The sequence below is a fragment of the Kribbella polygonati genome, from assembly GCF_050320105.1.
Taxonomy (GTDB): Bacteria; Actinomycetota; Actinomycetes; order Propionibacteriales; family Kribbellaceae; genus Kribbella.
Genome location: NZ_CP190129.1, coordinates 4,691,451 through 4,714,828, shown reverse-complemented (window position 1 = coordinate 4,714,828; position 23,378 = coordinate 4,691,451). Strand labels below are relative to the sequence as shown.

20 protein-coding genes are annotated in these 23,378 nt (G+C 68.8%); 13 read left to right on the top strand and 7 right to left on the bottom strand.

Features of this window, described 5'->3' with window-relative positions; all coding sequences use genetic code 11:
• Nucleotides 1-32: 32 nt before the first annotated feature.
• The 5 genes from mtrA (at nucleotide 33) to hpf (ending at nucleotide 5,865) form a co-directional block, all read left to right on the top strand.
• Complete coding sequence (gene mtrA / locus ACQHIV_RS22310) at nucleotides 33-710, top strand: MtrAB system response regulator MtrA (protein WP_380192308.1); 678 nt, start codon at nucleotides 33-35, stop codon at nucleotides 708-710.
• A 59-nt stretch (nucleotides 711-769) separates the two neighbouring features.
• Nucleotides 770-2,509: an MtrAB system histidine kinase MtrB gene (gene mtrB / locus ACQHIV_RS22305; RefSeq protein WP_427884918.1), complete on the top strand. Its 1,740-nt coding sequence runs from the start codon at nucleotides 770-772 to the stop codon at nucleotides 2,507-2,509.
• On the top strand, nucleotides 2,506-4,266 hold the full coding sequence (locus tag ACQHIV_RS22300) for an LpqB family beta-propeller domain-containing protein (RefSeq protein WP_427884917.1): 1,761 nt from the start codon (nucleotides 2,506-2,508) through the stop codon (nucleotides 4,264-4,266). The genes mtrB and ACQHIV_RS22300 overlap by 4 nt, the downstream gene beginning before the upstream one ends.
• Nucleotides 4,267-4,446: 180 nt before the next feature.
• Nucleotides 4,447-5,028 carry a ComF family protein gene (locus ACQHIV_RS22295; protein ID WP_427884916.1) on the top strand — a complete coding sequence of 194 codons (582 nt, stop codon included), beginning with the start codon at nucleotides 4,447-4,449 and terminating at the stop codon, nucleotides 5,026-5,028.
• 216 nt (nucleotides 5,029-5,244) lie between these two features.
• On the top strand, nucleotides 5,245-5,865 hold the full coding sequence (gene hpf, locus ACQHIV_RS22290) for a ribosome hibernation-promoting factor, HPF/YfiA family (RefSeq protein WP_344198878.1): 621 nt from the start codon (nucleotides 5,245-5,247) through the stop codon (nucleotides 5,863-5,865).
• A gap of 67 nt (nucleotides 5,866-5,932) precedes the next feature.
• On the opposite strand, the gene ACQHIV_RS22285 is transcribed toward hpf, so the two are convergent.
• Nucleotides 5,933-6,748 (bottom strand): S1 family peptidase, encoded by an 816-nt coding sequence (locus ACQHIV_RS22285; protein ID WP_427884915.1) that lies wholly within the window; start codon nucleotides 6,746-6,748, stop codon nucleotides 5,933-5,935.
• A gap of 133 nt (nucleotides 6,749-6,881) precedes the next feature.
• On the opposite strand from ACQHIV_RS22285, the gene ACQHIV_RS22280 reads away from it, so the two are divergent.
• From ACQHIV_RS22280 to ACQHIV_RS22265, 4 genes are all read left to right on the top strand, one after another.
• Nucleotides 6,882-7,391: a ComEA family DNA-binding protein gene (locus ACQHIV_RS22280; RefSeq protein WP_427884914.1), complete on the top strand. Its 510-nt coding sequence runs from the start codon at nucleotides 6,882-6,884 to the stop codon at nucleotides 7,389-7,391.
• Between the two features lie 40 nt (nucleotides 7,392-7,431).
• On the top strand, nucleotides 7,432-8,643 hold the full coding sequence (locus ACQHIV_RS22275) for a winged helix-turn-helix domain-containing protein (RefSeq protein ID WP_427884913.1): 1,212 nt from the start codon (nucleotides 7,432-7,434) through the stop codon (nucleotides 8,641-8,643).
• Between the two features lie 187 nt (nucleotides 8,644-8,830).
• Entirely contained in the window at nucleotides 8,831-11,824 is a 2,994-nt protein-coding gene (gene secA / locus ACQHIV_RS22270; RefSeq protein WP_427884912.1) for a preprotein translocase subunit SecA, read from the top strand.
• Nucleotides 11,825-12,009: 185 nt separating this feature from the next.
• Nucleotides 12,010-12,966: an NAD(P)H-dependent flavin oxidoreductase gene (locus tag ACQHIV_RS22265; protein ID WP_427884911.1), complete on the top strand. Its 957-nt coding sequence runs from the start codon at nucleotides 12,010-12,012 to the stop codon at nucleotides 12,964-12,966.
• On the opposite strand, the gene melA is transcribed toward ACQHIV_RS22265, so the two are convergent.
• From melA to ACQHIV_RS22235, 6 genes are read right to left on the bottom strand one after another with little or no spacing between them, the layout of a single operon-like run.
• Entirely contained in the window at nucleotides 12,930-14,273 is a 1,344-nt protein-coding gene (melA, locus tag ACQHIV_RS22260; RefSeq protein WP_427884910.1) for an alpha-galactosidase, read from the bottom strand. The two genes, ACQHIV_RS22265 and melA, sit on opposite strands and share 37 nt — an antisense overlap.
• A complete protein-coding gene (locus ACQHIV_RS22255) occupies nucleotides 14,270-15,193 on the bottom strand; it encodes a carbohydrate kinase family protein (RefSeq protein ID WP_427884909.1) in 924 nt (307 codons plus the stop codon). The genes melA and ACQHIV_RS22255 overlap by 4 nt, the downstream gene beginning before the upstream one ends.
• Nucleotides 15,194-15,196: 3 nt before the next feature.
• A complete protein-coding gene (locus ACQHIV_RS22250) occupies nucleotides 15,197-16,024 on the bottom strand; it encodes a carbohydrate ABC transporter permease (protein ID WP_427884908.1) in 828 nt (275 codons plus the stop codon).
• Complete coding sequence (locus ACQHIV_RS22245; protein ID WP_427884907.1) at nucleotides 16,021-16,944, bottom strand: carbohydrate ABC transporter permease; 924 nt, start codon at nucleotides 16,942-16,944, stop codon at nucleotides 16,021-16,023. Before ACQHIV_RS22245 ends, ACQHIV_RS22250 begins: the two co-directional genes overlap by 4 nt.
• Nucleotides 16,944-18,239 (bottom strand): ABC transporter substrate-binding protein, encoded by a 1,296-nt coding sequence (locus ACQHIV_RS22240; protein ID WP_427884906.1) that lies wholly within the window; start codon nucleotides 18,237-18,239, stop codon nucleotides 16,944-16,946. The genes ACQHIV_RS22245 and ACQHIV_RS22240 overlap by 1 nt, the downstream gene beginning before the upstream one ends.
• Before the next feature lie 34 nt (nucleotides 18,240-18,273).
• Complete coding sequence (locus ACQHIV_RS22235) at nucleotides 18,274-19,086, bottom strand: endo alpha-1,4 polygalactosaminidase (RefSeq protein WP_427884905.1); 813 nt, start codon at nucleotides 19,084-19,086, stop codon at nucleotides 18,274-18,276.
• A 279-nt stretch (nucleotides 19,087-19,365) separates the two neighbouring features.
• Here ACQHIV_RS22235 and ACQHIV_RS22230 point away from each other — a divergent pair, with 279 nt between their 5' ends.
• The 4 genes from ACQHIV_RS22230 to ACQHIV_RS22215 are packed head-to-tail and all read left to right on the top strand — an operon-like array spanning nucleotide 19,366 to nucleotide 23,370.
• A complete protein-coding gene (locus ACQHIV_RS22230; RefSeq protein ID WP_427884904.1) occupies nucleotides 19,366-20,385 on the top strand; it encodes a LacI family DNA-binding transcriptional regulator in 1,020 nt (339 codons plus the stop codon).
• Nucleotides 20,386-20,393: 8 nt separating this feature from the next.
• The gene (locus ACQHIV_RS22225) at nucleotides 20,394-21,662 is read left to right on the top strand and encodes an extracellular solute-binding protein (protein WP_427884903.1); all 1,269 of its coding nucleotides are present in this window, start codon (nucleotides 20,394-20,396) and stop codon (nucleotides 21,660-21,662) included.
• Nucleotides 21,659-22,555, top strand: a complete 897-nt coding sequence (locus ACQHIV_RS22220) for a carbohydrate ABC transporter permease (protein ID WP_427884902.1) — start codon at nucleotides 21,659-21,661, stop codon at nucleotides 22,553-22,555. Before ACQHIV_RS22225 ends, ACQHIV_RS22220 begins: the two co-directional genes overlap by 4 nt.
• On the top strand, nucleotides 22,552-23,370 hold the full coding sequence (locus ACQHIV_RS22215) for a carbohydrate ABC transporter permease (protein WP_427884901.1): 819 nt from the start codon (nucleotides 22,552-22,554) through the stop codon (nucleotides 23,368-23,370). Before ACQHIV_RS22220 ends, ACQHIV_RS22215 begins: the two co-directional genes overlap by 4 nt.
• The last annotated feature ends 8 nt before the right edge of the window (nucleotides 23,371-23,378 follow it).

Below are 23,378 nucleotides of genomic sequence, written 5' to 3'. Positions count from 1 at the left end.
GAGCTATGGGCGTGGCAGACGGTAACCGGACGATGCGGGGCCGGGTCCTCATCGTCGACGACGACACCGCGTTGTCGGAGATGCTCAGCATCGTGCTGCGCAACGAGGGCTACGACACCTATCTGTGCGCGACCGGTGACAAAGCGGTACCGGCGTTCCGCGAGTTCAAGCCGGACCTGCTGCTGCTCGACCTGATGCTGCCCGGGATGGACGGGATCGACGTCTGCCGGGCGATCCGGGCCGAGTCCGGCGTACCGATCGTGATGCTGACCGCCAAGAGCGACACCGTGGACGTGGTGCTCGGGCTGGAGTCGGGTGCCGACGACTACGTGGTGAAGCCGTTCAAGCCGAAGGAGCTGGTGGCCCGGATCCGGGCCCGGCTGCGCCGGATGGACGAGCCCGGTCCGGAGTCGCTGGCGATCGGCGACCTGACCATCGACGTGGCCGGCCACTCGGTGAAGCGGGCCGGCGAGACGATCCAGCTGACGCCGCTGGAGTTCGACCTGCTGGTCTGCCTGGCGTCGAAGCCCTGGCAGGTGTTCACCCGCGAGGTGCTGCTGGAGCAGGTCTGGGGGTACCGGCACGCCGCCGACACCCGGCTGGTGAACGTGCACGTCCAGCGGCTGCGCTCCAAGATCGAGAAGGACCCTGAGCACCCGGAGATCGTGGTCACGGTCCGCGGTGTCGGATACAAGGCTGGTGCGGACTGATCGAGTACGGTCGCGGCCAAGAGTCGCAGACGGCCCCCGACGAGCCGGTGGTCGGCGCGGTGACCGAGTCCGGCCAGAGCACCGGACCCGGTACCGGGCAGCAGGCCCCGGCCGAGCCGGAGGTGGCCGCGTCCCGCGGGACGGAGCTGGAGCTCACGGCCGCCGCGGCGGACTGGTCTGCCCAGCCGCAGCCGCTCTGGCGTACCCACCCGAAGCACTGGCCGGACATCTGGCGCCGTTCGATCCAGGCACGGATCGTCACCGGCACCCTGCTGATGTCGACACTGGTGCTGATCCTGGTCGGCTGGGTGATGATGAGCCAGGTCACCGACGGTGTCCTGGAGTCCCGCCGGGACAGCGCCCAGGCAGAGGTACGCGCGCAGCTGCAGCAGCTGTCCGCGTCGATCGACGCCGCCAACCGGAACACGGTCAACCAGCAGCTGTCCGAGCTGGTCCTCGGCTCGAACCGCCCGGGGCTGTACGACGTACTCCTGGTCCCGACCGACCAGGCCGCATCCAACGCGATCCGCTACACCGGCCTGGTCGACAGTGACTCGATTCCGCCGGCGTTGGCGTCGTCCGTGGTCAGCGACGGCGACAAGTTGTGGGACACGTACACGCAGATCAACTACCGGGACAGCCCGAGCGTCCCGGGCCTGGTGATCGGCTCCCAGATCCGGATCGACTCCACCGGTGACAAGTACTCCATCTACTTCCTGTTCCCGCTCACGGCGCAGCAGGAGACCCTGGACGTCGTACAGCGCGCTCTTGTGACCGCGGGCTTGCTGCTGATCGTCCTGCTCGGTGCTATCGCCTGGCTGGTCACCCGGCAGGTCGTTACGCCGGTCCGGATGGCCCGGCGGATCGCCGAGCGGCTGGCGGCCGGCAAGCTCGAGGAGCGGATGCAGGTCCGCGGTACGGACGACCTGGCCCGGCTGGCGGTCTCGTTCAACAAGATGGCGTCGAACCTGCAGCGGCAGATCCGCCGCCTGGAGGAGCTGTCCCGGCTGCAGCGCCGGTTCGTCTCGGACGTGTCGCACGAGCTGCGGACCCCGCTGACCACGGTCCGGATGGCCGCCGACCTGTTGCACGAGACCCGCGACCAGTTCGACCCGATCAGCCGCCGCTCGGTCGAGCTGCTGCAGAACGAGCTCAATCGGTTCGAGGAGCTGCTGGCCGACCTGCTGGAGATCAGCAGGTTCGACGCCGGCGCGGCCGCCCTGGACCTGGAGGACGTGGACCTGCGCGACATCGTCAACCGGGTCCTGGAGAACCACGAGACCCTGCTCGAACGCAAGGGCTGCCCGGTCGAGCTGGACATGAAGGCGCCGTGCCGGGCGAAGGTCGATTCGCGCCGGATCGAGCGGATCCTGCGGAACCTGATCGGCAACGCCATCGAGCACAGCGAGGGCCTGCCGATCAGGATCAGCACGGCGTACGACGACGACGCCGCGGCGGTGGCCGTCCGCGACCACGGGGTCGGGTTCCGGGCCGAGGAGGCGGAGATGGTGTTCAGCCGGTTCTGGCGGGCGGACCCGGCGCGCGCCCGGACCACCGGCGGTACCGGCCTCGGCCTGTCGATCGCGCTCGAGGACGCCCGCCTGCACGGCGGCCGGCTGGACGCGTGGGGCTCGCCGGGCGAAGGCGCGTACTTCCGGCTGACGCTACCGCGCCGGCCCGACGTTCCGCTGACCGGATCGCCGCTGCCACCGCGCCCGCCGGACGCGAGCCGGGTGATCGCGGAGCTGGTCGACGTGGGCGCGCCGTACCAGAAACTGAACGGCGGTGACGACCGGTGAAGCGCAGGCTGCTCGCGGCGCTGCTGGCGGTCACGCTGCTCGGTGGCTGCGCGACCGTGCCGACCAAGGGCACGATCCGGCAGGGCGAGCGCGCCGGATCCGCCCCCGACCTGGGCGGCGTCGGCGTCGAGGCGAAGCCCCCGCGCGCGAACGTCGGCGACATGTCGATCGTCAGCGGCTTCCTGGAGGCGATGTCGGACTCCCAGGCGTACGACGTGGCCCGCCAGTACATGACCCCGGCCGCGGCCGGCAGCTGGAAGCCCGAGTCGCAGACCGTGGTGTACGACCAGCAGCCCGACTCGCTCACCCGCAAGGCCGACGGCATCCAGCTGACCGCGAAGAAGATCGCCACGATCAACGACCGCGGCGAGTGGATCCCGGCGCCGGCGGGTGCCAAGGCAGACTTCTTCTTCAAGCTGAAGAAGGTCAACGACCAGCTGCGCGTCGACTCGGTCCCGCAGGGCGCCTACCTGGGCAGCAACCAGGTGGACCTGAAGCTGGCCGCCCGCGACCTGTACTTCTTCAACCAGACCAAGGACGTGCTGGTCCCGGATCCGGTCTACCTGCCGCAGAACCTGCCGTCCGGACAGGCCGCGACCCAGATCATCCAGGAGCTGCTGAAGGGCCCGACGAGCCGGCTCGGCAACGGCGTGGTCTCGGCCGCGCCGCCCGGTACCGAGGTCCAGGTGTCGGTCCCGGTCGACCTCGGCGTCGCCAACGTGGCGCTGAACGACACGGCCGGCTCGCTGCGTGACCAGGACCGGCAGCTGCTGGCGGCGCAGATCGTCTGGACGCTCAACCAGCTCAACCTGCGGGCCAAGATCACCGTCGGCGGCGCACCCCTGCTCCCGGACTATCCCGAGGTGCTGCCGTTCCCCACCTTCAACACGTTCGACCCGCAGGTGCCGGGCGCGTCGATGACCAAGCTGTACGGCCTGCTCAAGGAGGTCCCGCAGCGGATCACTGGCCAGGACGGCTCCACGGACGTGTCCGCCCAGCCGCTGAACAACAGCCCGTTGTCGCTGTCGAAGGCCCAGTCCTTCGCAGTCACGCTGCTCGGCGACGCCGGAGCGATCGTCACCTCCGACGGGCACGACGTCGTGTACGGCTCGCTCGACCCGCCGGGCAAGGACGACAAGAAGAAGTCCAGCTTCAAGGTCGACGGCAAGACGCTGCCGCCGAGCTTCGACAAGGAGGGCAACCTCTGGGTGCTGGACCGCGCCGACTCGGGCCACCCGCGGCTCCGCGTCCGGAACCAGGACGGCACCTTCAGCCCGGTGCAGACCGACTTCAAGGGCGACACCCCGGTCACCCTGCGGATCGCGCCGGACGGCGTCCGGGTGCTGCTGGTGATGCAGAGCGCCGCCACCAAGCAGAACTACGTCGAGACCGCGACCGTGCAGACCACGAACGGCGGCAAGGACCTCGTGCTCGGGGCGTTCCGGCCGCTGCAGCTCGACCTCACCAGCATCTCCGACGCCGCCTGGAGCAAGGCCGGCTTCATCGTCATCGGCGCCAGCGGTACGGCGCGCCGCCAGATCTGGTCGGTCAACGTCGACGGCTCCGGGATGCAGCCGCTGCCCGGCTCGTCGCCGAACTTCGCGCCCGAACACGTCGTCTCGAACGTCAGCAAGGACACCCTGCCGGTGATCCAGGACGACAACGACCGGATCCACTGGCTGACCAAGGACCTGCTCTGGGTCGACTTCGACGTGAACGGCGACCACCCCGCCTTCGTCCCGACGTACCCGGGCTGATCCCGCGCGGTTGTCCACAGGCGCCGTACGGCGCGGTTGCGGGCGCCGGGGTCGGTCCCGGACCGTGGTGGGGTGCCGGTGCGGGACGCGTTCGCCGATCTGCTGCTGGGCGGTCGCTGCGCGGGCTGCGACCGGCCCGGTGTCACTCTCTGTGATAGTTGCCGGAGGCTACTGACGGGTGTGACTCCGTTCCGTGCTTGGCCGGACCCACGACCCGCCGGACTGCCGCCGCCGACCGCGGCCGCGCCGTACGCCGATCAGCACCGGAAACTGATCGTCGCGCACAAGGAACACGCCCGGTACGCGCTCGCCCGGCCGCTCGGACGGCTGCTCGCGGACGCCGTCCGGACCGCGCTGGGGGAGCGTACGGCGGTGTGGCTGTGCCCGGTACCGTCGCCCCGGGCAACGGTCCGGCAGCGCGGCCACGACCCGCTCGGGCGGATTACGAAGGCTGCCGTCAGATCCCTGTGCAGGCAGGGGATCGACGCCCGCGCGGCGCCGGCGCTGCGGATCGTCAGGCGCCCCGACGATCAGGCCGGACTGTCCGCGGAACGCCGTACCGCCAACCTGGCCGGGGCTTTCGCGGCGCGTTCGCCGTGGGCTGAAACGCTGATCGGTCAGCCGGTCCTGCTGGTCGACGACGTGATCACCACCGGTTCCACGCTCACCGAGGCGGCCCGGGCCTTGGAAACGGTGGGTGTGCGGGTGCTCGGCTGCGCCGTACTGGCCGCCACCGCACGGCATCGGACGTCTGGTTCATGAGAACTTCTCTACCGGTTTTCGCCGAAGCCGACTAGCGTTGGCCTATGACACCCGCTAGGGCTTGTCGGGCAGTGGAGTGGTGGAGGACCGGATCAGCCGGATTCCTCGCCGCGGGGTCCGACGGGTTCGACAGCGGGTGTTCTCGTTTCGGAACCCGTCACCACGAGTACGGGGGTCCGGAAACGTAAAAGAAGTCGCCGATCGATGGAGGTTTCCGTGGACGTCGTTGTCAAGGGTCATCACTGCGAGGTCAGTGACCGCTTCCGGCAGTACGTCGAGGAAAAACTCGAGCGGATCGAGAAAGTCGATCATCGGGTACTGCGTTGCGAGGTGGAAGTCAGTCAGGAGAAGAACCCGCGACAGCACGATCGGGCGATGCGTGTCGAGCTCACCATGTACACCAAGGGGCCGGTGGTCCGCGCAGAGGCGTGCGGCGAGACCAAGTCGGCGGCCTTTGACGTCTGTCTGGACCGGCTGCGGACCCAGGTCCGCAAGGCGGCCGACCGGCGCCGGGTGCACGGTGGCAGGACGCCGGAAGGCCTCCGGCACGTGAACGCGAAGCAGCCGCTCAACGGCACACCTGTAGTGGAGGAACCAGTCGCCGAGGACGAGGTGGCGACGCACAAGTACGGATCCCTCACGGTCACCGGCGACGGTCCGCTGGTGATGCGCGAGAAGACCCACTCCGCCAAGCCGATGACCCTGGACCAGGCGCTCTACGAGCTCGAACTGGTCGGGCACGACTTCTACCTGTTCGTCGACGCCGACGAGAACCAGCCGAGCGTGGTCTACCGCCGTCGCGGTTACGACTACGGCGTCATCCGGCTGTCCGTCTGAGCCTTCGGGAGGAGCACAACAGAACGGGCCCGGGCGCTCTCGCCCGGGCCCTTTCGTGTCGGGACGGTCAGCTGTCAATCTGCTGCTGGAGCTCCGCGGCGTACGTCGCGACCTGGGCGTAGACGCCCGGGTTGCCCGCGTCCGCGCAGCCGACGCCCCAGGAGACGACGCCGAACAGGCGGCCGTTGAGGACCAGCGGGCCGCCGGAGTCACCCTGGCAGGAGTCCTTGCCGCCCTGCTCGTAGCCGGCGCAGATCTCGCCGTCAGGGGTGTAGCCCTGGCTCGCGTACGCCTTGGCGCAGTAGTCGTCACCGAGGACGGGTACGTCGACCTTCTGGAAGGTGTCCTCCGGCCCGGTGCCCTCCGTCGAGCCCCAGCCGTACACGACCGACGCCGCGCCGGCCTTGTCCGCGGCCTTGTCGGTCTCCAGCGCGAGCGTGTCGACCCCGTCGAACGGGGTGGCCAGCGTCATCACCGCGACGTCGTGGGCGGGCGACTTGCCGTACTCCGGGTCCACCCAGATGCTCGCGATCTTCGACTCCTTGCCGGTGGACTTGTCGTTCAGGTCGTCCCGGCCCTGGATCGCGGTGTACGTCGACACCGCCTCCTGCGCGCAGTGCGCCGCGGTGACGATCTTGTTCGCCTTGACCAGGGTCGAGCCGCACCACTCACCGCTGGCGGCGGGCGAGCCGCTGTTCGACAGCTGGATGGCCCAGGGGGCGTCGGCGGTGTGGGCGATGGTGCCGCCGACGATCCGGTTGACGGGTCCACCGGGTGCCTGCGCGGCCGACGCGGTGCCGGCCACGGCCACCGCTCCGAGGGACGCCGCGGTCAGGACACCGGCCGCGAGGGCAGCGCGGACCACAGACTTCTTTCCTGTCATGCCTCACTCCAGGGTGATAGGGGCCGCACGGGCGGACGGCCTGCTGGCAGGTTCTCCCGAACACCATCCGTAGCGCACCTCCCACTTTGGGTAACGCCAGAGTTATGCCCTGGGTCGCCGCTAGAGTTCGGCGGTGCGTGTTCCCCGAACCAACTGGAAGACCGTCTGGACGAAGCTGGCCGGAGCGGCGGTCCCCCTGGTGACCTTCGGTGTGGGCAGCGTGATCCTGTTCGGCGTCCTGGCCGTCCGGCGCCGGAGCCTGGTGCTTGCGGTGTCCGCACTGGTCTACCTGGGTGCGGCCGTCGCCTTCTGGGTGCCCGGGTGGGGCGATCCGGACTATCCGATGTCTGCCGCGGTCGTCGTCGTCCTGCTGATCAGCATGGCCGCGGCGAGCGTCCACGCCGCCGTGGTGATCGGCGACCGCGCGTACGGCGGTTCGGTGGATCTCAACGACGCACCGGCCGAGGTGCTGGCGGCGCTGCCCGGGCTGAATCAGCAGCTCGGCGCGGCCATCGTGTCGAGCCGCACGGAGCAGGGTCGCTTCCGGACGGTCGACGAGCTGTGGTCCCGAGGCGTCCTGTCCGGCCCGCCGAGCAAGGACCTGCGCGACCGGCTGGTCGTCGCAGCGGTCCAGGACAGCTGATGAACGAATTCTGTCGGTGGCGGCCGGAAGAATCGCGGCCATGACTAGTCAGGTGCTGTCCACGGCTCAGGCCCGGCGGATCGCGCTCGCGGCGCAGGGGTTCATGGACCCGCGGCCGAAGGGCGTGGCGGACGCGCGGGCGCTGGCCCGGGTGCTCGGGCGGATCGGGCTGATCCAGATCGACTCGGTCAACGTCCTGTCCCGGACGCAGTACCTGCCGCTCTACTCCCGCCTCGGGCCGTACCCGCGCGACCTGCTGGACCGCGCCGCCGGCAAGTCCCCGCGCCGCCTGGTCGAGTACTGGGCGCATGAGGCCTCACTGATCCCGGTCGAGACGCACCCGCTGATGCGCTGGCGGATGGCCCGCGCCACGCAGGAGGCGTGGGGCGGCCCGCGGTCGATCGCGCGCAAGCGTCCTGACCTGGTCAAGCAGGTCCTGGCCGACGTCAGGGCGCACGGCCCGCTGACCGCCCGGGAGATCGACGACGACGTCGAGCGCGAGCGGAACAACTGGGGCTGGAACTGGTCGGACGTGAAGCAGGCCCTGGAGTTCCTGTTCTTCGCGGGCGAGATCACCGTCGCCCGGCGCAACCAGCAGTTCGAGCGGCTGTACGACGTACCCGAACGGGTGCTGCCCCGCGCGGTGGTCGACACGCCGACGCCGTCGCTCGACGAGGCGCACCGCGGGCTGGTGTCGATCGCGGCCCGGGCGCACGGGGTCGCGACCGCGCAGTGCCTGCGGGACTACTTCCGGACCGGCGTCGAGCCGACGTTGCGGGCGATCGACGACCTGGTCTCGGCCGGGGAGTTGCTGCCGGTGCGGATCGAGGGCTGGAAGCGCCCGGCGTACCTGCACAAGGACGCCCGGCTGCCGCGCCGGGTGAACACCCGCGCCCTGGTCAGCCCGTTCGACTCGCTGGTGTTCGAGCGCACCCGGACCGAGGTCCTGTTCGACTTCCGGTACCGGATCGAGATCTACGTCCCGGCGGACAAGCGCGTGCACGGGTACTACGTGCTCCCGTTCCTGCTCGGTGACCGGCTGGTCGGGCGGGTCGACCTGAAGGCGGACCGCGCGGCCGGCGTACTGCTGGTCCAGTCGGCGCACGCGGAGCCGAAGGCACCAGTGGAGACGGCCGGCGAACTGGCCGCGGAGCTCGTCCAGCTGGCCGGCTGGCTGGGGCTGGAACAGGTCCGGGTGGCCGGCGGCGGTGACCTGTCGCCCGCGCTGAGTGACGCTCTCCGCGGTTTCTGAGACCATCCTGGGAACTTTCCGCCCCGCTCGGACGTGGGTCGGGTGGGGCTGAAGGCACGCTGCGGGCGTGGCTTGGCACACCGGGCCCCGTACGATGGGGGACGCACGCCCTCCCGCGGGGGTCGGTCGTGCCCTGTCGGCGTTCGGCCGTACCCAGGCTTCAGCAGCAAGGAGTGAACTCCCCACCATGAAGGTTGTCGACAAGGTCCTGCGGATCGGCGAGGGCAAGATCCTCCGCCAGCTGCAGGGCATCGCGAAGATGGTCAACTCCATCGAGGACGACTTCGTCACCATGACCGACGAAGAGCTGCGCGATCAGACCGCGGAGTTCAAGGAGCGGCACAAGAACGGGGAGTCCCTCGACCAGCTGCTCCCGGAGGCCTTCGCGGTGGTCCGCGAGGCGGCCAAGCGGACCCTGCACCAGCGGCACTACGACGTCCAGATCATGGGTGGCGCGGCGCTGCACCTCGGCAACATCGCCGAGATGAAGACCGGTGAGGGCAAGACCCTGGTCGGGACGCTGCCGACGTACCTGAACGCGCTGTCCGGCAAGGGCGTGCACGTGGTCACGGTGAACGACTACCTGGCCAAGTACCAGGCCGAGTGGATGGGCCGGGTGTACCACTTCCTCGGCCTCGACTACGGCGTGATCCTGCCGGAGATGTCCCCGGCCGAGCGCCGGATCGCGTACAGCAAGGACATCACCTACGGCACCAACAACGAGTTCGGCTTCGACTACCTGCGCGACAACATGGCGGGCAGCATCGAGGACTGCGTCCAGCGCGAGCACAACTACGCGATCGTGGACGAGGTGGACTCGATCCTGGTCGACGAGGCCCGGACCCCGCTGATCATCTCCGGCCCGGCCGAGGACTCGCAGCGCTGGTACGTCGAGATGGCCCGGATCGCGAACACGCTGAAGGCCTGGACGCTGGCCGACGAGGCCGAGCTGAAGAAGAAGAACCCGCGGGTCACCGACCTGGAGATCGACGAGACCAAGCGCCGGGTCGCCGACTACGACGTGGACGAGAAGAAGCGTACGGTCGCGATCCTCGAGCGCGGCATCGAGAAGGTCGAGGACCGGCTCGGCATCGACAACCTGTACGAGTCGGCCAACACCCCGCTGATCAGCTACCTGAACAACGCGCTGAAGGCCAAGGACCTGTTCCACCGGGACAAGGACTACGTGGTGGTCGACGACGGCGAGGTGCTGATCGTCGACGAGCACACCGGCCGGACGCTGCACGGCCGCCGCTACAACGAGGGCCTGCACCAGGCGATCGAGGCCAAGGAAGGCGTCGAGATCAAGGAGGAGTACCAGACCCTCGCGACGATCACGCTGCAGAACTACTTCCGCCTCTACGACAAGCTGGCCGGCATGACCGGTACGGCGATGACCGAGGCGAACGAGTTCTCCAAGGTCTACAAGCTCGGCGTGGTGCCGATCCCGACCAACAAGCCGATGATCCGGGTCGAGGAGCGGGACCTGATCTACCGCACCGAGGACGCCAAGTTCGCCGCGGTGGTCAAGGACATCGTCGAGGTGCACAAGACCGGGCAGCCGATCCTGGTCGGTACGACGTCGGTGGAGAAGTCCGAGCGGCTGTCCCGGCAGCTGCTCAAGGAGAACATCAAGCACGAGGTGCTGAACGCGAAGCAGCACGCGCGGGAGGCCGCGATCGTCGCCGAGGCCGGCCGCAAGGGCGCGGTCACGGTGGCCACCAACATGGCCGGCCGTGGTACCGACATCATCCTCGGCGGCAACCCGGAGTTCCTCGCCGACAAGGAGCTGCGGGCCCGCGGCGTCGACCCGGCCGAGGACATCGAGCAGTACGAGTCGGAGTACCCGGCGCTCCTCGAGCAGTTCGAGAAGCAGGTCAAGGAGGAGCAGAGCGAGGTCCGCGAGCTCGGCGGCCTGTACGTGCTCGGCACCGAGCGGCACGAGTCGCGCCGGATCGACAACCAGCTGCGTGGTCGCGCCGGCCGGCAGGGCGACCCGGGCAAGTCCCGGTTCTACCTGTCGCTCGAGGACGACCTGATGCGGCTGTTCAAGCGCGAGATGGTCGACTGGGCGATGTCGCGGAACAACGACGACAGCCAGCCGCTGGAGAACAAGGTCGTCACCAAGGCGATCGCCTCCGCGCAGGGCCAGGTCGAGGCGCAGAACTTCGAGACCCGGAAGAACATCCTCAAGTACGACGACGTGATGAACCGGCAGCGGCACGTCGTGTACGACGAGCGTCGCCGGGTGCTGGAGGGCGCCGACCTGCGCGACCAGGTGCAGGACATGCTCGACGAGACCGTCACCGGGTACGTGCAGGGCGCGACCGCGGACGGGTTCGCCGAGGACTGGGACCTGGACGCGCTGTTCACCGCGATGAGGACGCTGTACAAGTCCGAGCTCACCGAGGAGGACCTGATCGAGGAGGCCGGCGGCGAGAAGGCCGGCCTGACCCAGGACTTCCTGGTCGAGCGGTTCCTCGAGGAGGCGCACGCGGCGTACGAGCAGCGCGAGGAGCTGCTCGGCGAGGAGGCGATGCGCGAGCTGGAGCGGCGCGTCGTGCTGAGCGTGCTCGACCGCAAGTGGCGCGAGCACCTGTACGAGATGGACTACCTGCGCGAGGGCATCGGCCTGCGCGCGATGGCGCAGCGTGACCCGCTGGTCGAGTACCAGCGCGAGGGCTACGACATGTTCGCCTCGATGATGGAGTCGATCAAGGAGGAGTCGGTCGGCTTCGTCTTCAACGTCGAGGTGGACGTCGAGGCGATGCGCGCCGAGATGGAGCTGGCGAACGAGGCCGCGATCGCCGACGAGGACAGCCTCGAGGGCCGCCGGATCGAGGACATCCTGAAGCCGAACGCGCCGGTCGCGGAGTTCGCCCGCAAGGGTGAGGACGCCGACGGCGAGGACCGGCCGCAGGACACCCGCCCGCAGGACACCCCCCGGCAGGCGCCGCGGCTGCGCGCGAAGGGCCTGACGAACGAGCCCCGGCAGCAGCGGCTGACGTACTCGGCGCCGACCATCGACGGCGACGACGAGGTCGCGATGCACCAGGACGCGGTCGAGGACGGCACCCTCGAGTACGCCGGCACCCCCCGCAACGCCGCCTGCCCCTGCGGCTCCGGCAAGAAGTACAAGCGCTGCCACGGCGACCCCCAGTCAGACGTCTACAAGTTCTGACCCGCAGCAGCTGACAGCCGGCCTTGGATCTCCCGGGGCCGGCTGTTCTGCTTTCGGGGCCGTGAACACCATCCGGGGGCTGCGGACAGGCAATAGCTTGTTCAAGCCCCCGAGTAGGGGTGCGCAGACCCGGCTTGTGGTCCCTGCCATGGCGCTGCGGCACGGCGCTGTGGTGCGCTGGGGGCATGTGGCTGACGGAGAAGTTCGGGCTGGGTGTGCCGGTGGTGGGGGCGCCGATGGCCAATGTGAGTGGTGGGCGGCTGACGGCGGCGATCTCGGGTGCGGGTGGGCTGGGGATGCTTGGTGCGGGGTCGGCGGTCTCGGCGGAGTGGATCCGGGACGAGGGGGCGATCGCCGCGGCGGGCGGGAAGCCGTACGGGGTCGGGCTGATGGCCTGGTCGGTGGCTGACCACCCGGAGCACCTGGACGCGGTGCTCGAGCTGCGACCGGCGCTCGTCTCGCTCAGTTTCGGTGACTATGCGCCGTACGTCGGCACTCTCCAGCAGGCGGGCATCGTCGTCGCGACCCAGGCCGGTACGGTCGCCGACGCCCGCGAGGCGATCGCCGCCGGGGTCGACGTGATCGTTGCCCGTGGCGCCGAAGCCGGTGGTCACGGACGGAACGCGGTCGCGACGTTGCCACTCCTGCAGGCGATCCTTGACCTCACCGACCTCCCGGTGCTGGCCGGCGGCGGCATCTCCGGCCCGCGCGGCCTCGCCGCCGTACTCGCGGCCGGTGCCGCCGGCGGCTGGATCGGTACGGCGTTCCTCACCTGCATCGAGGCCCAGACCAAAGAGCCCGCCCGCCGACGCATCATCGAGGCCGACGAGACCGACACCGTCTACGGCACCGTCTTCGACGCGGCCTCCCGCGCCGGCTGGCCGGACGAGTACGGCGGCCGCGCCCTCCGCAACACGTTCTTCGACACCTGGGAAGGACACGAGGACGAACTGAAAACCAAGGACGTGGCGCACCAGGAGTACCTCGACGGCACGCGCGCCGCCGACCCGGCCCGCGCCTCGATCTACGCGGGCCAGGGCGTCGGCGCCCTCACCGGTCAGCCGACGGCGGCCGAGGTACTGACCGGTTTCGCGACGTACGGCGACTACTTGAGAGCAGCCCTCAACGACGGGTCCAGGTAGTTGTGGTGGGCAAGGACCAGGTCGTTGCAGAGTTCCCAGATCTGTTCCACGGTAAGAGTTCCGGCGGTCGCGGGGTCGACCATGACAGCCTGGCGGATCGCTCGGGGGTCCTCGGTGAGGGCTGCTTGGACGGTGAGCTCGGCGACGTTCAGGTACGCGCGGTTCAGGGCGGCGCACTGTGCGGGTAGCTCGCCGACTGCTGTTGGTTGGATGCCCGAAGCGTCTACCAGGGACGGGACCTCGACGATGGCCCTGGACTGCAAGTTGGGGATGAGGGTCCCGGGTGGGGTTGTTCCGGGGGTGGGGGTGCCGGTCGGTGGCGGTGCGGTGTTGGGGACGTTGGCGTAGATGGTGCGGGGGGTGCCTGTCACGATGCTGTGGATGATCTGCGGGGCGTACTCCATCGTGGGTTCGACCTCGACGGGGTCGCCGGACTTCAGCGCGTTCCGGGTCTGTTCGTACGTCGCCAGGTTCTCCGCGACGATGCCGAGGTACGCCCCGACCGGCAGCCGGAGCCGCTCGACCTCGCTGCGGTGGCCGAGGTACCAGGGCACGTACTCCGACGAGTGCTCGCTGGTCTCGGTCGGGTAGAACCCGAGGCGCCGGTACATGTCGACGCGGACCCGCCGGAGCAGTTCCGGGTCGGCCGCGATCGCCTCGTCCAGCCGGTCGTACAGGTTCTCCCGGCCGCGTTCGAAACGCAGTACCCACGATTGGTGGTTGACGCCCGCGGCCAGGTAGGTGACGTCGTCGTACGGTACGCCGACCAGCTCGGACAGGCCCTGCATCGTCCAGTACACCGAGTGGCAGAGGCCGGCGACGTTCCGGACGCCGAGCGCCTTCAGGTACCAGACGTTCATCACCATCGGGTTGGTGTAGTTGAGCAGCCACGCGTCCGGGCACACCTCGTTGATGTCGTACGCGAGGCCGCGCAGCACCGGGAAGGTCCGGAGCGCGCGGAAGACACCGCCGACGCCGAGTGTGTCGCCGATCGTCTGCCGCAGCCCGTACCGCGCCGGGAGCTCGAAGTCGACCTGCGTGGCCGCGTTCATCCCGACCTGCACGATGTTGATCACGAAGTCCGCGCCGTCGAGTGCCGCCCGCCGTTCGAGGTGCGTGCTGATCCGCGGCGTCACACCAAGCTCGCGAGCGATGTACGTCGCTGCGGCCGCCGCCGTCTCGAGTCGCTCCGGATCGATGTCGTGCAGCCGGATCTCCAGCGCCCCCAGTTCGAGACCGAACAGATCCGCCAACAGCCCCTGGGTGAACACCACGCTTCCTGCTCCGACGAAGACGATCGTCGTCATGCTGTTACCTCTTCCCAGGTCGGTTGAGCGGCTGTTCCGCCGGCCGCGCGGGTGGAGAGCGAACCGCAGGCTGCCGCGACTGTCAGTGCGCGGTCGGGTTTCATGCCGTTGAGTACGGCGGCCACCCAGCCGGCGTCGAAGCTGTCGCCGGCGCCGACGGCGTCGATCGTGTCGACCTTCAACGCCGGTGCGGTGATGGCCCTGGAGCCGTTGTGGGCCAGTGCTTCGTCTGGGCCGTTCTTGACCACGACCAGGGTTCCGCGACGGGCCATCCGGCGCGCGAGGATGCCGGCGGCGTCCTCCACCGAGGAGTGCCCGGTGAGCGCCAGCGCCTCGCTCGCGTTGGGCAGGAAGTAGTCGGTCACCCGCAACACCGGGTCGAGCACCATCCGGTCCCACTTGCCGGCCGGATCGTCGTTCGGATCCAGCGAGGTGGTCGCCTTCGCCGCTTTCGCCTCCTTGAACACCCCCGCCAACCCGGCCGCCAACCGCGGCATCAGATAGAACGACCCCGCATGCACATGCCGCACCGACCTGATCAGACTCTGCGGCACATCCTCAGCAGCAGTACTGGGCAAGCACCCCGGGGACGTCAGGATCGCGCGATCGTCCCCCGAGGTGAGGATGGTGGTCAGCGGAGTCGGCAGCGCCGGGTCGACCACCAGAGCGTCGACGTTCACCCCGCGGTCGGACAACGACGTACGGACGAAGTCGCCGGCCGGATCGTCGCCGACCCGGCCGGCGAACGCGACCCGCAGGCCGAGCCGGGCCGCGCCGCAGGCCATGATCGAGGCGGAGCCGCCGAGGACGAGGGAGCCGTGCGGGACGAGTCGTTCCCGCTGGCCGAAGAGGATCGGCTGGTCGACAGGCCCGACGACCACGTCGGGGTTCGCGTCACCGATCACGAGCAGATCGAACATAGGTCAGCCTTTGAGTCCGGTGGAGGCCAGCGAGCGGATGAACGCCTTCTGGGCCAGGAGGAACCCCAGCAGGACCGGCAGCACCGTGATCACGTTGCCGGCCATCACGGCCGACCACTGGGTGTGGTGCTGCCCCTGGAACGTCGTCAGTCCCAGCTGGAGGGTGTACGTGGAGTCGCTGTTGATCGCGATCAACGGCCAGGTCAGGTCGTTCCAGGTGGCGAGGAACGTCAGTACGGCGACCGTGCTCAACGCCGGCCGGGCCAGCGGCAGCACGATCGACACGAGGATCCGCAGCCGCCCGCAGCCGTCGATCCAGGCGGCCTCCTCGAGTTCGCGGGGCAGCGAGACGAAGAACTGCCGGAAGAGGAACACCGAAAGCGGTGTCACCAGCGACGGAACGATCAGCGCCCCGAGCGTGTCGATCAGCCCGAGCTGCTTCATCACGAGGAACGTCGGGATCATCGTCAGCTGGAACGGGATCACCATGGTGGCCAGCATCAGCCCGAGCACGATCTTCGACCCGGCGAACCGGATCCGCGCGAACGCGTACCCGCCGAGCGACCCGAGCACCAGGTTCGCGGTCACGGCGATCGCGGAGACGATGAAGGAATTCAGGAACCAGCGCGGAAACAGGGCGTTTCCGAGCACGTACCGGTACCCGTCGAACTTGATGCCGTGCGGCCACAACGCCGGCGGAAACCGGTTGATCTCCGCGTTGCTCATCACCGAGCTGACCAGCAGCCAGATCAACGGCAACGCGAACAGCAACGCCAACGGCGCGAGCACGAGGTGCCATCGACTGAAGGGCCATCCGCTGATGCGCTTCATCGGGCCGCCACCCGCCGCCGGTAGACCTGCAGCGCGACCCCGACCACGAGCAACGCGACCGCCAAGGTGTACGCCGCCGCCGCGCTGTACCCGGCGGTGAACGTCTTGAACGCCTTCTCCCAGATGAAGTAGACGATCACCGTGGTCGACCCGAGCGGGCCGCCCTTCGTGGTGACGAACACCAGATCGAACACCTGCAACGCGTTGATCGTCTGGAACAGCAGCAGGAAGATCGACACCGGCGTCAACGCCGGCAGCGTCACGTGCCGCAGTACACCCCACCGACCCGCACCGTCGATCCGGGCGGCCTCGACGAGCTCGCCCGAAACCCCTTGCAGACCGGCAAGGTAGACGATCACGCAGAACCCGGTCCCGCTCCACAACGAGATCGCGACGAGCAGGTACAGCGCCTGCCCCGGATCGCTGAAGAACCCTTGCGCGGGCAGCCCGAACTTGTGCAGCAACGAGTTCGCGACACCGAACTCGGGATCCAGTACAAACGAGAACAGCACGCCCTGCGCCGCGGCCGACACCACGAACGGTACGAACACCAGCGTCCGGTACAGCCCGATCAACGCGATCTTCCGGTCCAGCGCGATCGCGATCGCCAGCCCCGCGACCACGCTCAGCGGCACGTACAGCGCCGTGTAGACCAGTGTGTGCGAGACCGCCGACCCGAACGACGGGTCCTTCAGCAGTGCCTTGTAGTTCGCCAGCCCGACCCATTCGCTCGGGGAGACGAGGTCGTTCGCCTGGAACGACAACAGCAACGACCACAGCACGGGTACGACGCTGAGCCCGAGGATGATCACCACCGACGGACTCACGAACGCCCAGCCGGTCGCGCCCTCACCCCGCCGGCGCCGCTTCGCCGCCCGGCTCCGCGGATCGACCGTGAACGTCCCGACGACACTGGCCATCAGCTCGGCACCGCCAGCAACTGGTTGCACTGGTCAACGGCCTGCTTGAGCGCGTCCTCCGGGCTCTGCTTCCCCAGCAGTACGGCCGCGATCGCCTGCCCGACCTGCTCCGAGATCTTCGGGTACGTCGTGATCGTCGGCCGCACCTTCGCGGTGTCGAGCGCCTTCACGAACACCTCCAGCCCGTTCGTCTCGGCGGAGTGCTTCTTCCAGGCGGGCAGGTCCGCGGTCGCCTTCGTGATCGGCAGGCTGCCGCCCTTGACGTCCCACTGGATGTCCTGCGCCGGCTCGGCCAGCCAGCTGACGAACTCGGTCGCCGCCTGCACCTTCGCCTTGCCGTTGTCGAAGACCGTCCAGGTGTCCGGCCCGGAGATCGTGACCGGCTTCCCGGAGTACGTCGGCAGTGGGACGACGCCGTAGTCGACGCCGGCGTCCTTCAGCTCCGGGAGCTGCCAGGGGCCGGTGGCAACCATTCCCATCCGTCCGCCGAGGAACACCTGGTACAGCTGCTCGCTGCCCGGCTTCGGGTCGACGTACAGCGACTTGTCGGTGCGCAGCTTGTCGAGTGTGCCGAGCGCCTGCGCACCGACGGTGTCGAAGCCGACCTTCTTCCCGTCGCCGCTGACCACGTCGCCGCCGAGGTCCCAGATCATCGGCCAGATCCGCCAGACCGTGTCCTCGTCGCCGACCCCCGGCCAGCCGGCGCCGAACACGCCCTTCGCCGGGTTGGTCAGCTGCTTGGCGGTGGCAACGAAATCGTCCCAGGTCCAGCCGTCCTTCGGCGGCGCGACGCCGGCCGCCTTGAACAACTTCTTGTTGTAGACCACGCAGAGCGAGTCGAGCAGCGCGGGCGCGGCCCGGACCTTGCCCTTCACGCTGACCGCGTCCTTCGCGGCCGGCCAGTAGTCGTCGATCTTCAGCTTCCCGGTGAGGTCGGCGACCTTCGGGCTCTTGGTCAGGCTGGCGAGGTCCGACCCGAAGATGTACGCGATGTCCGGGTAGGACCCCGCCGCCAGTCCCGCGGTGACCTTCTGCAGCATGCTGTCGGCGGTCACCCCGCCACCGCCGCCGACCACCTTGATCTTCGGGTGGCTCTGGTTGAACGCGGCGATCAGCGAGTCGATCGCCGCCTTCCCCAGGTCCACCTGGCCGTGCCACAGATCGAGCGTGACCACACCGTTGGCGTCGGCGCCGTCGTCCTGCTTGCCACAGGCGGCAAGACTTCCGGCGGCGACGGTTGCGGCCGCGGCCCGGAGAAGGTCGCGACGGGACAGGTTTCGAGCATGCTGAGACATGTCGGTCTCCAGAAAGGGAGCAGGAAAAGGAGTTTCAGCAGGTCTTGCGGACGTACCCGGAGTCGCCCGGGACCGACACGTCCACATCGCGCTGCACGATCGACAACGTTCCGCCGAAGCCCGAACACGCTGTCCGGCGGCCGCTGTCGGTGTACTCGATCACGATCACGTTGTTGCCGAAGGCATCGACGTAGTCGGCGCACTCGTCGTACTGGCCGCATTCCTCGGCGACCGCGAAGTCCAGGCCGACGACCTGCCGGTCACCGGCCAGCTCGACCGTGTTCTTCTGGCCGATGGCGAGGTTCTTGCCATGTGCGTGGGTGGCCAGGAGTTTCAGGTACGCCTCGGCCTGGGGTGCGGTGAGCAACTTCTTCGAACGGGTGTAGCTGTCGTAGTTGTCCGGCTCGATCGCCTGGTAGCCCTTGGCGGCGCAGCCGTCGATCCAGCCGTTCACCTTGGCGGCGATCCGGTTCCGCTTGTCCGCGGTCCGGAGGTCGAGCAGGGGCTCGCCCCAGTCCTGGTCGATGACCAGGTTCCCGTTGGCGTCCCGGAGCAGCAGGTCGGCGGCCCACTGGCCTTGTTCGCCGGGCTGCACCTGAAACGCGTTGACGTAGCAGATGTTGTAGAGGCCGGCCGCCGGGGCGGCGGTCCGGTCGCGGGTGACCACCTGGACGCCGGTGGGCGGGGTGTACGCGCCGCCGATCTGGTAGTCGAACTTCGCGTGTGCCGGCGGCAGCGTGACGGCCGCGTCGGCGGAGTTCCGGTTGAGGAGAGGGACGGTGACTGCGAGGGCCGGCGTCAACAGGGCCGCGGCTGCTGCGAGCAGGCGGCGGGTGAGTCTGGACACGATTTGCTCCATCGGTCCCGGGGACGCGACCCCGCCTCGGGCTGTCTCACCAGACCCTGGCGCCGGAAAACCGGACTTCAGGCCGTCGGCCTGCTACCGGCTGGGTGCGTCACTGCCGCCCAGTTAAGCCAGTCGCGCGGGGGCCCGTCAAGCGATCGGTTGCAAACGAGTGCGCGCAACCGCCCGCAGATTGCGCTACTGCGCAGTGGGCCGAACTCTTGACATCGTGGTTTTAAACCGGTTTGAATGCTGTTTAAACCGGTTTAAAGGAGCATCAGCGTGACGAAGCGACCGACGATCGCGGACGTGGCCCGCCGGGCGGGAGTGTCCAAGGGGTCGGTCTCGTTCGCTCTCAACGGGCGGCCCGGGCTGGCCCAGGCGACCGTGGACAAGATCCTCGCGGCCGCCGACGAGCTCGGCTGGCGGCCGAGCAACCGGGCGCGTTCACTGTCGGTCTCGAAGGCGTTCGCGCTCGGTCTGGTGATCACCCGGGACCCGGCGGTGCTGTCCTCGGATCCCTTCTTCCCGGCCTTCATCGCCGGTGTCGAGAGCGTCCTGTCGACCCGTGGGCAGGCCCTGGTCCTGCAGGTGGTCGCCGATGGCGCGGAGGCGGACGGGTACCGGAGGCTCGCGCGGGACGCCCGGGTCGACGGGGTGTTCCTGTCCGACCTCCGGCACGACGACCCGCGGATCGACCTGCTGGTCGAGCTCGGCCTCCCGGCGGTGACGCTGAACCGTCCGGACGGCGAGTCGCCGTTCCCGGCCGTCGTCCTCGACGACCGGCCCGGCACCGTCGCGGTCGTCGAGCACCTGCTCGGACTCGGGCACACCCGGATCGCGCACGTCGCCGGGCCGCCCTCGTTCGTGCACGCGACCGCCCGGTCCACGGCGCTCGTCGAGACCCTGGTCGCGGCGGGACTGCAGCCGGTCGCGGTCGAGGCCGGCGACTTCACCGCGGCCGGCGGGATCGCCGCCACCCGGCGGTTGCTCGCGCTGCCGGAGCCGCCGACCGCGATCGTCTACGCCAACGACCGGATGGCGATCGCGGGTCTGGGCGCGGCCCAGGCGGCCGGCCTGACCGTGCCGGACGACCTCAGCATCGCGGGCTTCGACGACAGCGAGCTCGCCGAGTACGTGCACCCGGGCCTGACCACGGTCCGCGCGGACCCGTTCCAGTTCGGCGTCGCCGCGGCCCGGACGCTGAACCAGGTCGTCGACGGCGAGTCCGGCGTACCCGACGTCGAACTGCCGCCCGCGGAGCTCGTCGTACGACGCTCCACTTCCGCACCCCCCGCCTAGGAGGACCCATGAAGTTGCAAGCTGGACTGCTGGCCATCGCCCTGGCCGGCTCGCTCGCCGCGTGCGGGAGCGGCGGCGCCGGCGCTGGTGACGCCGGCGCCGCGGCGAAGGCCCGCGGGCCGATCAAGATCTGGTACTCGAACAACGCCGAGGAAGTGGCCTGGGGCAAGCAGATGGTCGCGGCCTGGAACGCCGGGCACGCCGACCAGAAGATCACCGCCCAGGAGATCCCGACCGGGAAGTCGTCCGAAGAGGTGATCGGCGCCGCGATCACGGCCGGCAACGCGCCGTGCCTGATCTTCAACACCTCGCCGGCGTCGGTCTCGCAGTTCCAGAAGCAGGGCGGCCTGGTCCCGCTGGACGCCTCCTACATCGAGGAGCGCTCCGGGGACGTCGCGCAGCAGTACAAGTCGCCGGACGGCAAGTACTACCAGCTGCCGTGGAAGTCCAACCCGGTGATGATCTTCTACAACAAGAAGATCTTCGCGAAGGCCGGGATCCCGGATCCGAAGCTGCGGACGTACGACGAGTTCCTCGCGGCGTCGCGCAAGATCGTCGCGTCGAAGGCCGCGAAGTTCGCGATCTACCCGGCGCCGAGCAACGAGTTCTTCCAGTCCTGGTTCGACTTCTACCCGCTGTACGCCGCCGAGACCGGCGGCAAGCAACTGGTTGCCGACGGCAAGGCGACGTTCGCGTCGGACGAGGGCAAGAAGGTCGCCGGCTTCTGGCAGACGATGTACAAGGACAAGCTCGCCTCGCAGGAGAAGTACACCGGCGACGCGTTCGTCGACGGCACCGCGGCGATGGCGGTGGTCGGCCCGTGGGCGATCGCGACGTACAAGGGCAAGGTCGACTGGGGCGTTGTCCCGGTGCCGACCTCGTCCGGCAAGCCCGCGGCCGAGATTCACACGTTCTCCGACGCGAAGAACGTCGCGATGTACTCCGCGTGCCAGAACCGCGGGACCGCCGCGGACGTGCTGAAGTTCGCGACCAGCAAGGACCAGGACGGCAAGTTCCTGGCCGCGACCGGGCAGATGCCGCTGCGCAAGGACGTCGCGTCGACGTACGCCGACTACTTCGCCAAGAATCCCGACTACAAGCTGTTCGCCGACCAGGCCTCCCGGACCGTCGAGGTACCGAACGTGCCGAACTCGATCACGATCTGGCAGACCTTCCGGGACGCCTACTCCAAGTCCGTGATCTTCGGCCAGCAGGATCCCGGCGCGGCCCTCGACGACGCCGCCCAGAAGGTCGATCAGCTCGTCAAGCAGTCATGAGACGTGGGCTGATCGGCCGGATCCTCGGCGCGCACCCGGTCGGGACGGTGTTCGTCGCGCCGTACGTCGTATTCCTGGCCGCGGTGTTCGCCTATCCGCTCGGGTTCGCCGTGTACATGTCGTTCCACGACTACTTCTTCGCGGCGCCCGGCGCGGTGGTGGAGCGGCCGTTCGTGGGGTTCGCCAACTATGTGACGGTGCTCTCGGACCCCGCCGTACGCCGGGCGTTCGGGAACGTGCTGATCTTCCTGGTGATCAACGTCCCGCTGACCGTCGTCCTCTCGCTCGGCCTCGCCAACGCCCTGAACGCCGCGATCCGCTGGCGCACGTTCTTCCGTGTCGCGTACTACGTCCCGTACGTCACCGCATCGGTCGCGGTGGTCGGGGTGTGGCTCTTCCTGTTCAACTCGAACGGGCTCGTCAACTCAGTTCTCGGCCCTCTCGCCCCCGATCCGTCCTGGTTGGTGAATTCGTCCCTGGCGATGCCAACAGTCGCTGTCTACGTCACCTGGAAACAGCTCGGCTTCTTCATCCTGCTCTACCTGGCCGCGCTGCAGAACGTGTCCAAAGACCTGTACGAAGCGGCGTCGATGGACGGCGCCGGGCGGTGGAAATCGTTTCTCAACGTGACGGTTCCGGGTGTTCGGCCCGCGACCACGTTGGTCGTACTGGTGGCGACGGTGACCGGCGCCAACTTGTTCACCGAGCCCTACCTGTTGACCGGAGGTGGTGGGCCGGACGGAGCATCCGCCTCCCCGGTCCTGATCATGTATCAGCGGGGTATCGAGCAAGGGCATCCGGATGTCGGTGCGGCGATCGGGGTGCTGCTGGTGATCGGTGTGTTGTTGCTGGCGCTGCTCGAACGGCGGTTCGTCGGGAGGGAGGAGTCGTGAGGCTGAAGTTCGTCGCGCTGCTCGTCGGCGCCTTCGTCTTCCTGTTTCCGTTCTACTACATGCTGATCGGCAGCCTGCAGGCCGAACCCGACCCGTCCGTGGGCGGTGCGTTCCCGAACCCGGCCAACCTGACCGGGCACAACTATGCCGAGATCAACAGCTCGATCCACCTCGGCCGGTCCTTGATCAACTCCGGGATCTTCACCGGCGGCGTGATCCTCGGGACGCTCGTGTTCGGCGTCCTGGCCGGCTACGCGCTGGCCCGGCTGCAGTTCCGTGGGCGCGGTCTGGTGTTCAACCTGATGCTGCTGATCCAGGTCGTGCCGTTCCAGTTGCTGACGATCCCGCTCTACGTGCTGATCGTGCGCAGCTACGGCCTGGCCGACTCGTACCTCGGCATGATCCTGCCGTTCCTGATCAACTCGACGGCGGTCTTCGTCTTCCGCCAGTACTTCCTGCAGTTGCCCGCCGAGCTGTTCGACGCGGCCCGGATCGACGGGGCCTCGGAGCTGAGCATCCTCTGGCGGGTCGCCGTACCGCTCGTCCGGCCGGCGCTGCTCACCGCGGTGCTGCTGACCTTCATCGGGCCGTGGAACGAGTTCCTCTGGCCGTTCCTGATCACCAAGCAGCAGGACCTGCAACCACTCGCGGTCTCGTTGTCCAACTATCTGACCACCGTCTCGGCGCGGGCGGCCAACCCGTTCGGCGCCGTCCTCGCCGGTGCGTGCGTACTGGCCGCGCCCGCGGTCGCGCTGTTCGTCGTGTTCCAGCGCCGGTTCATCTCCACGAACCTGTCCTCCGGCGTCAAAGGCTAATTCCAGAA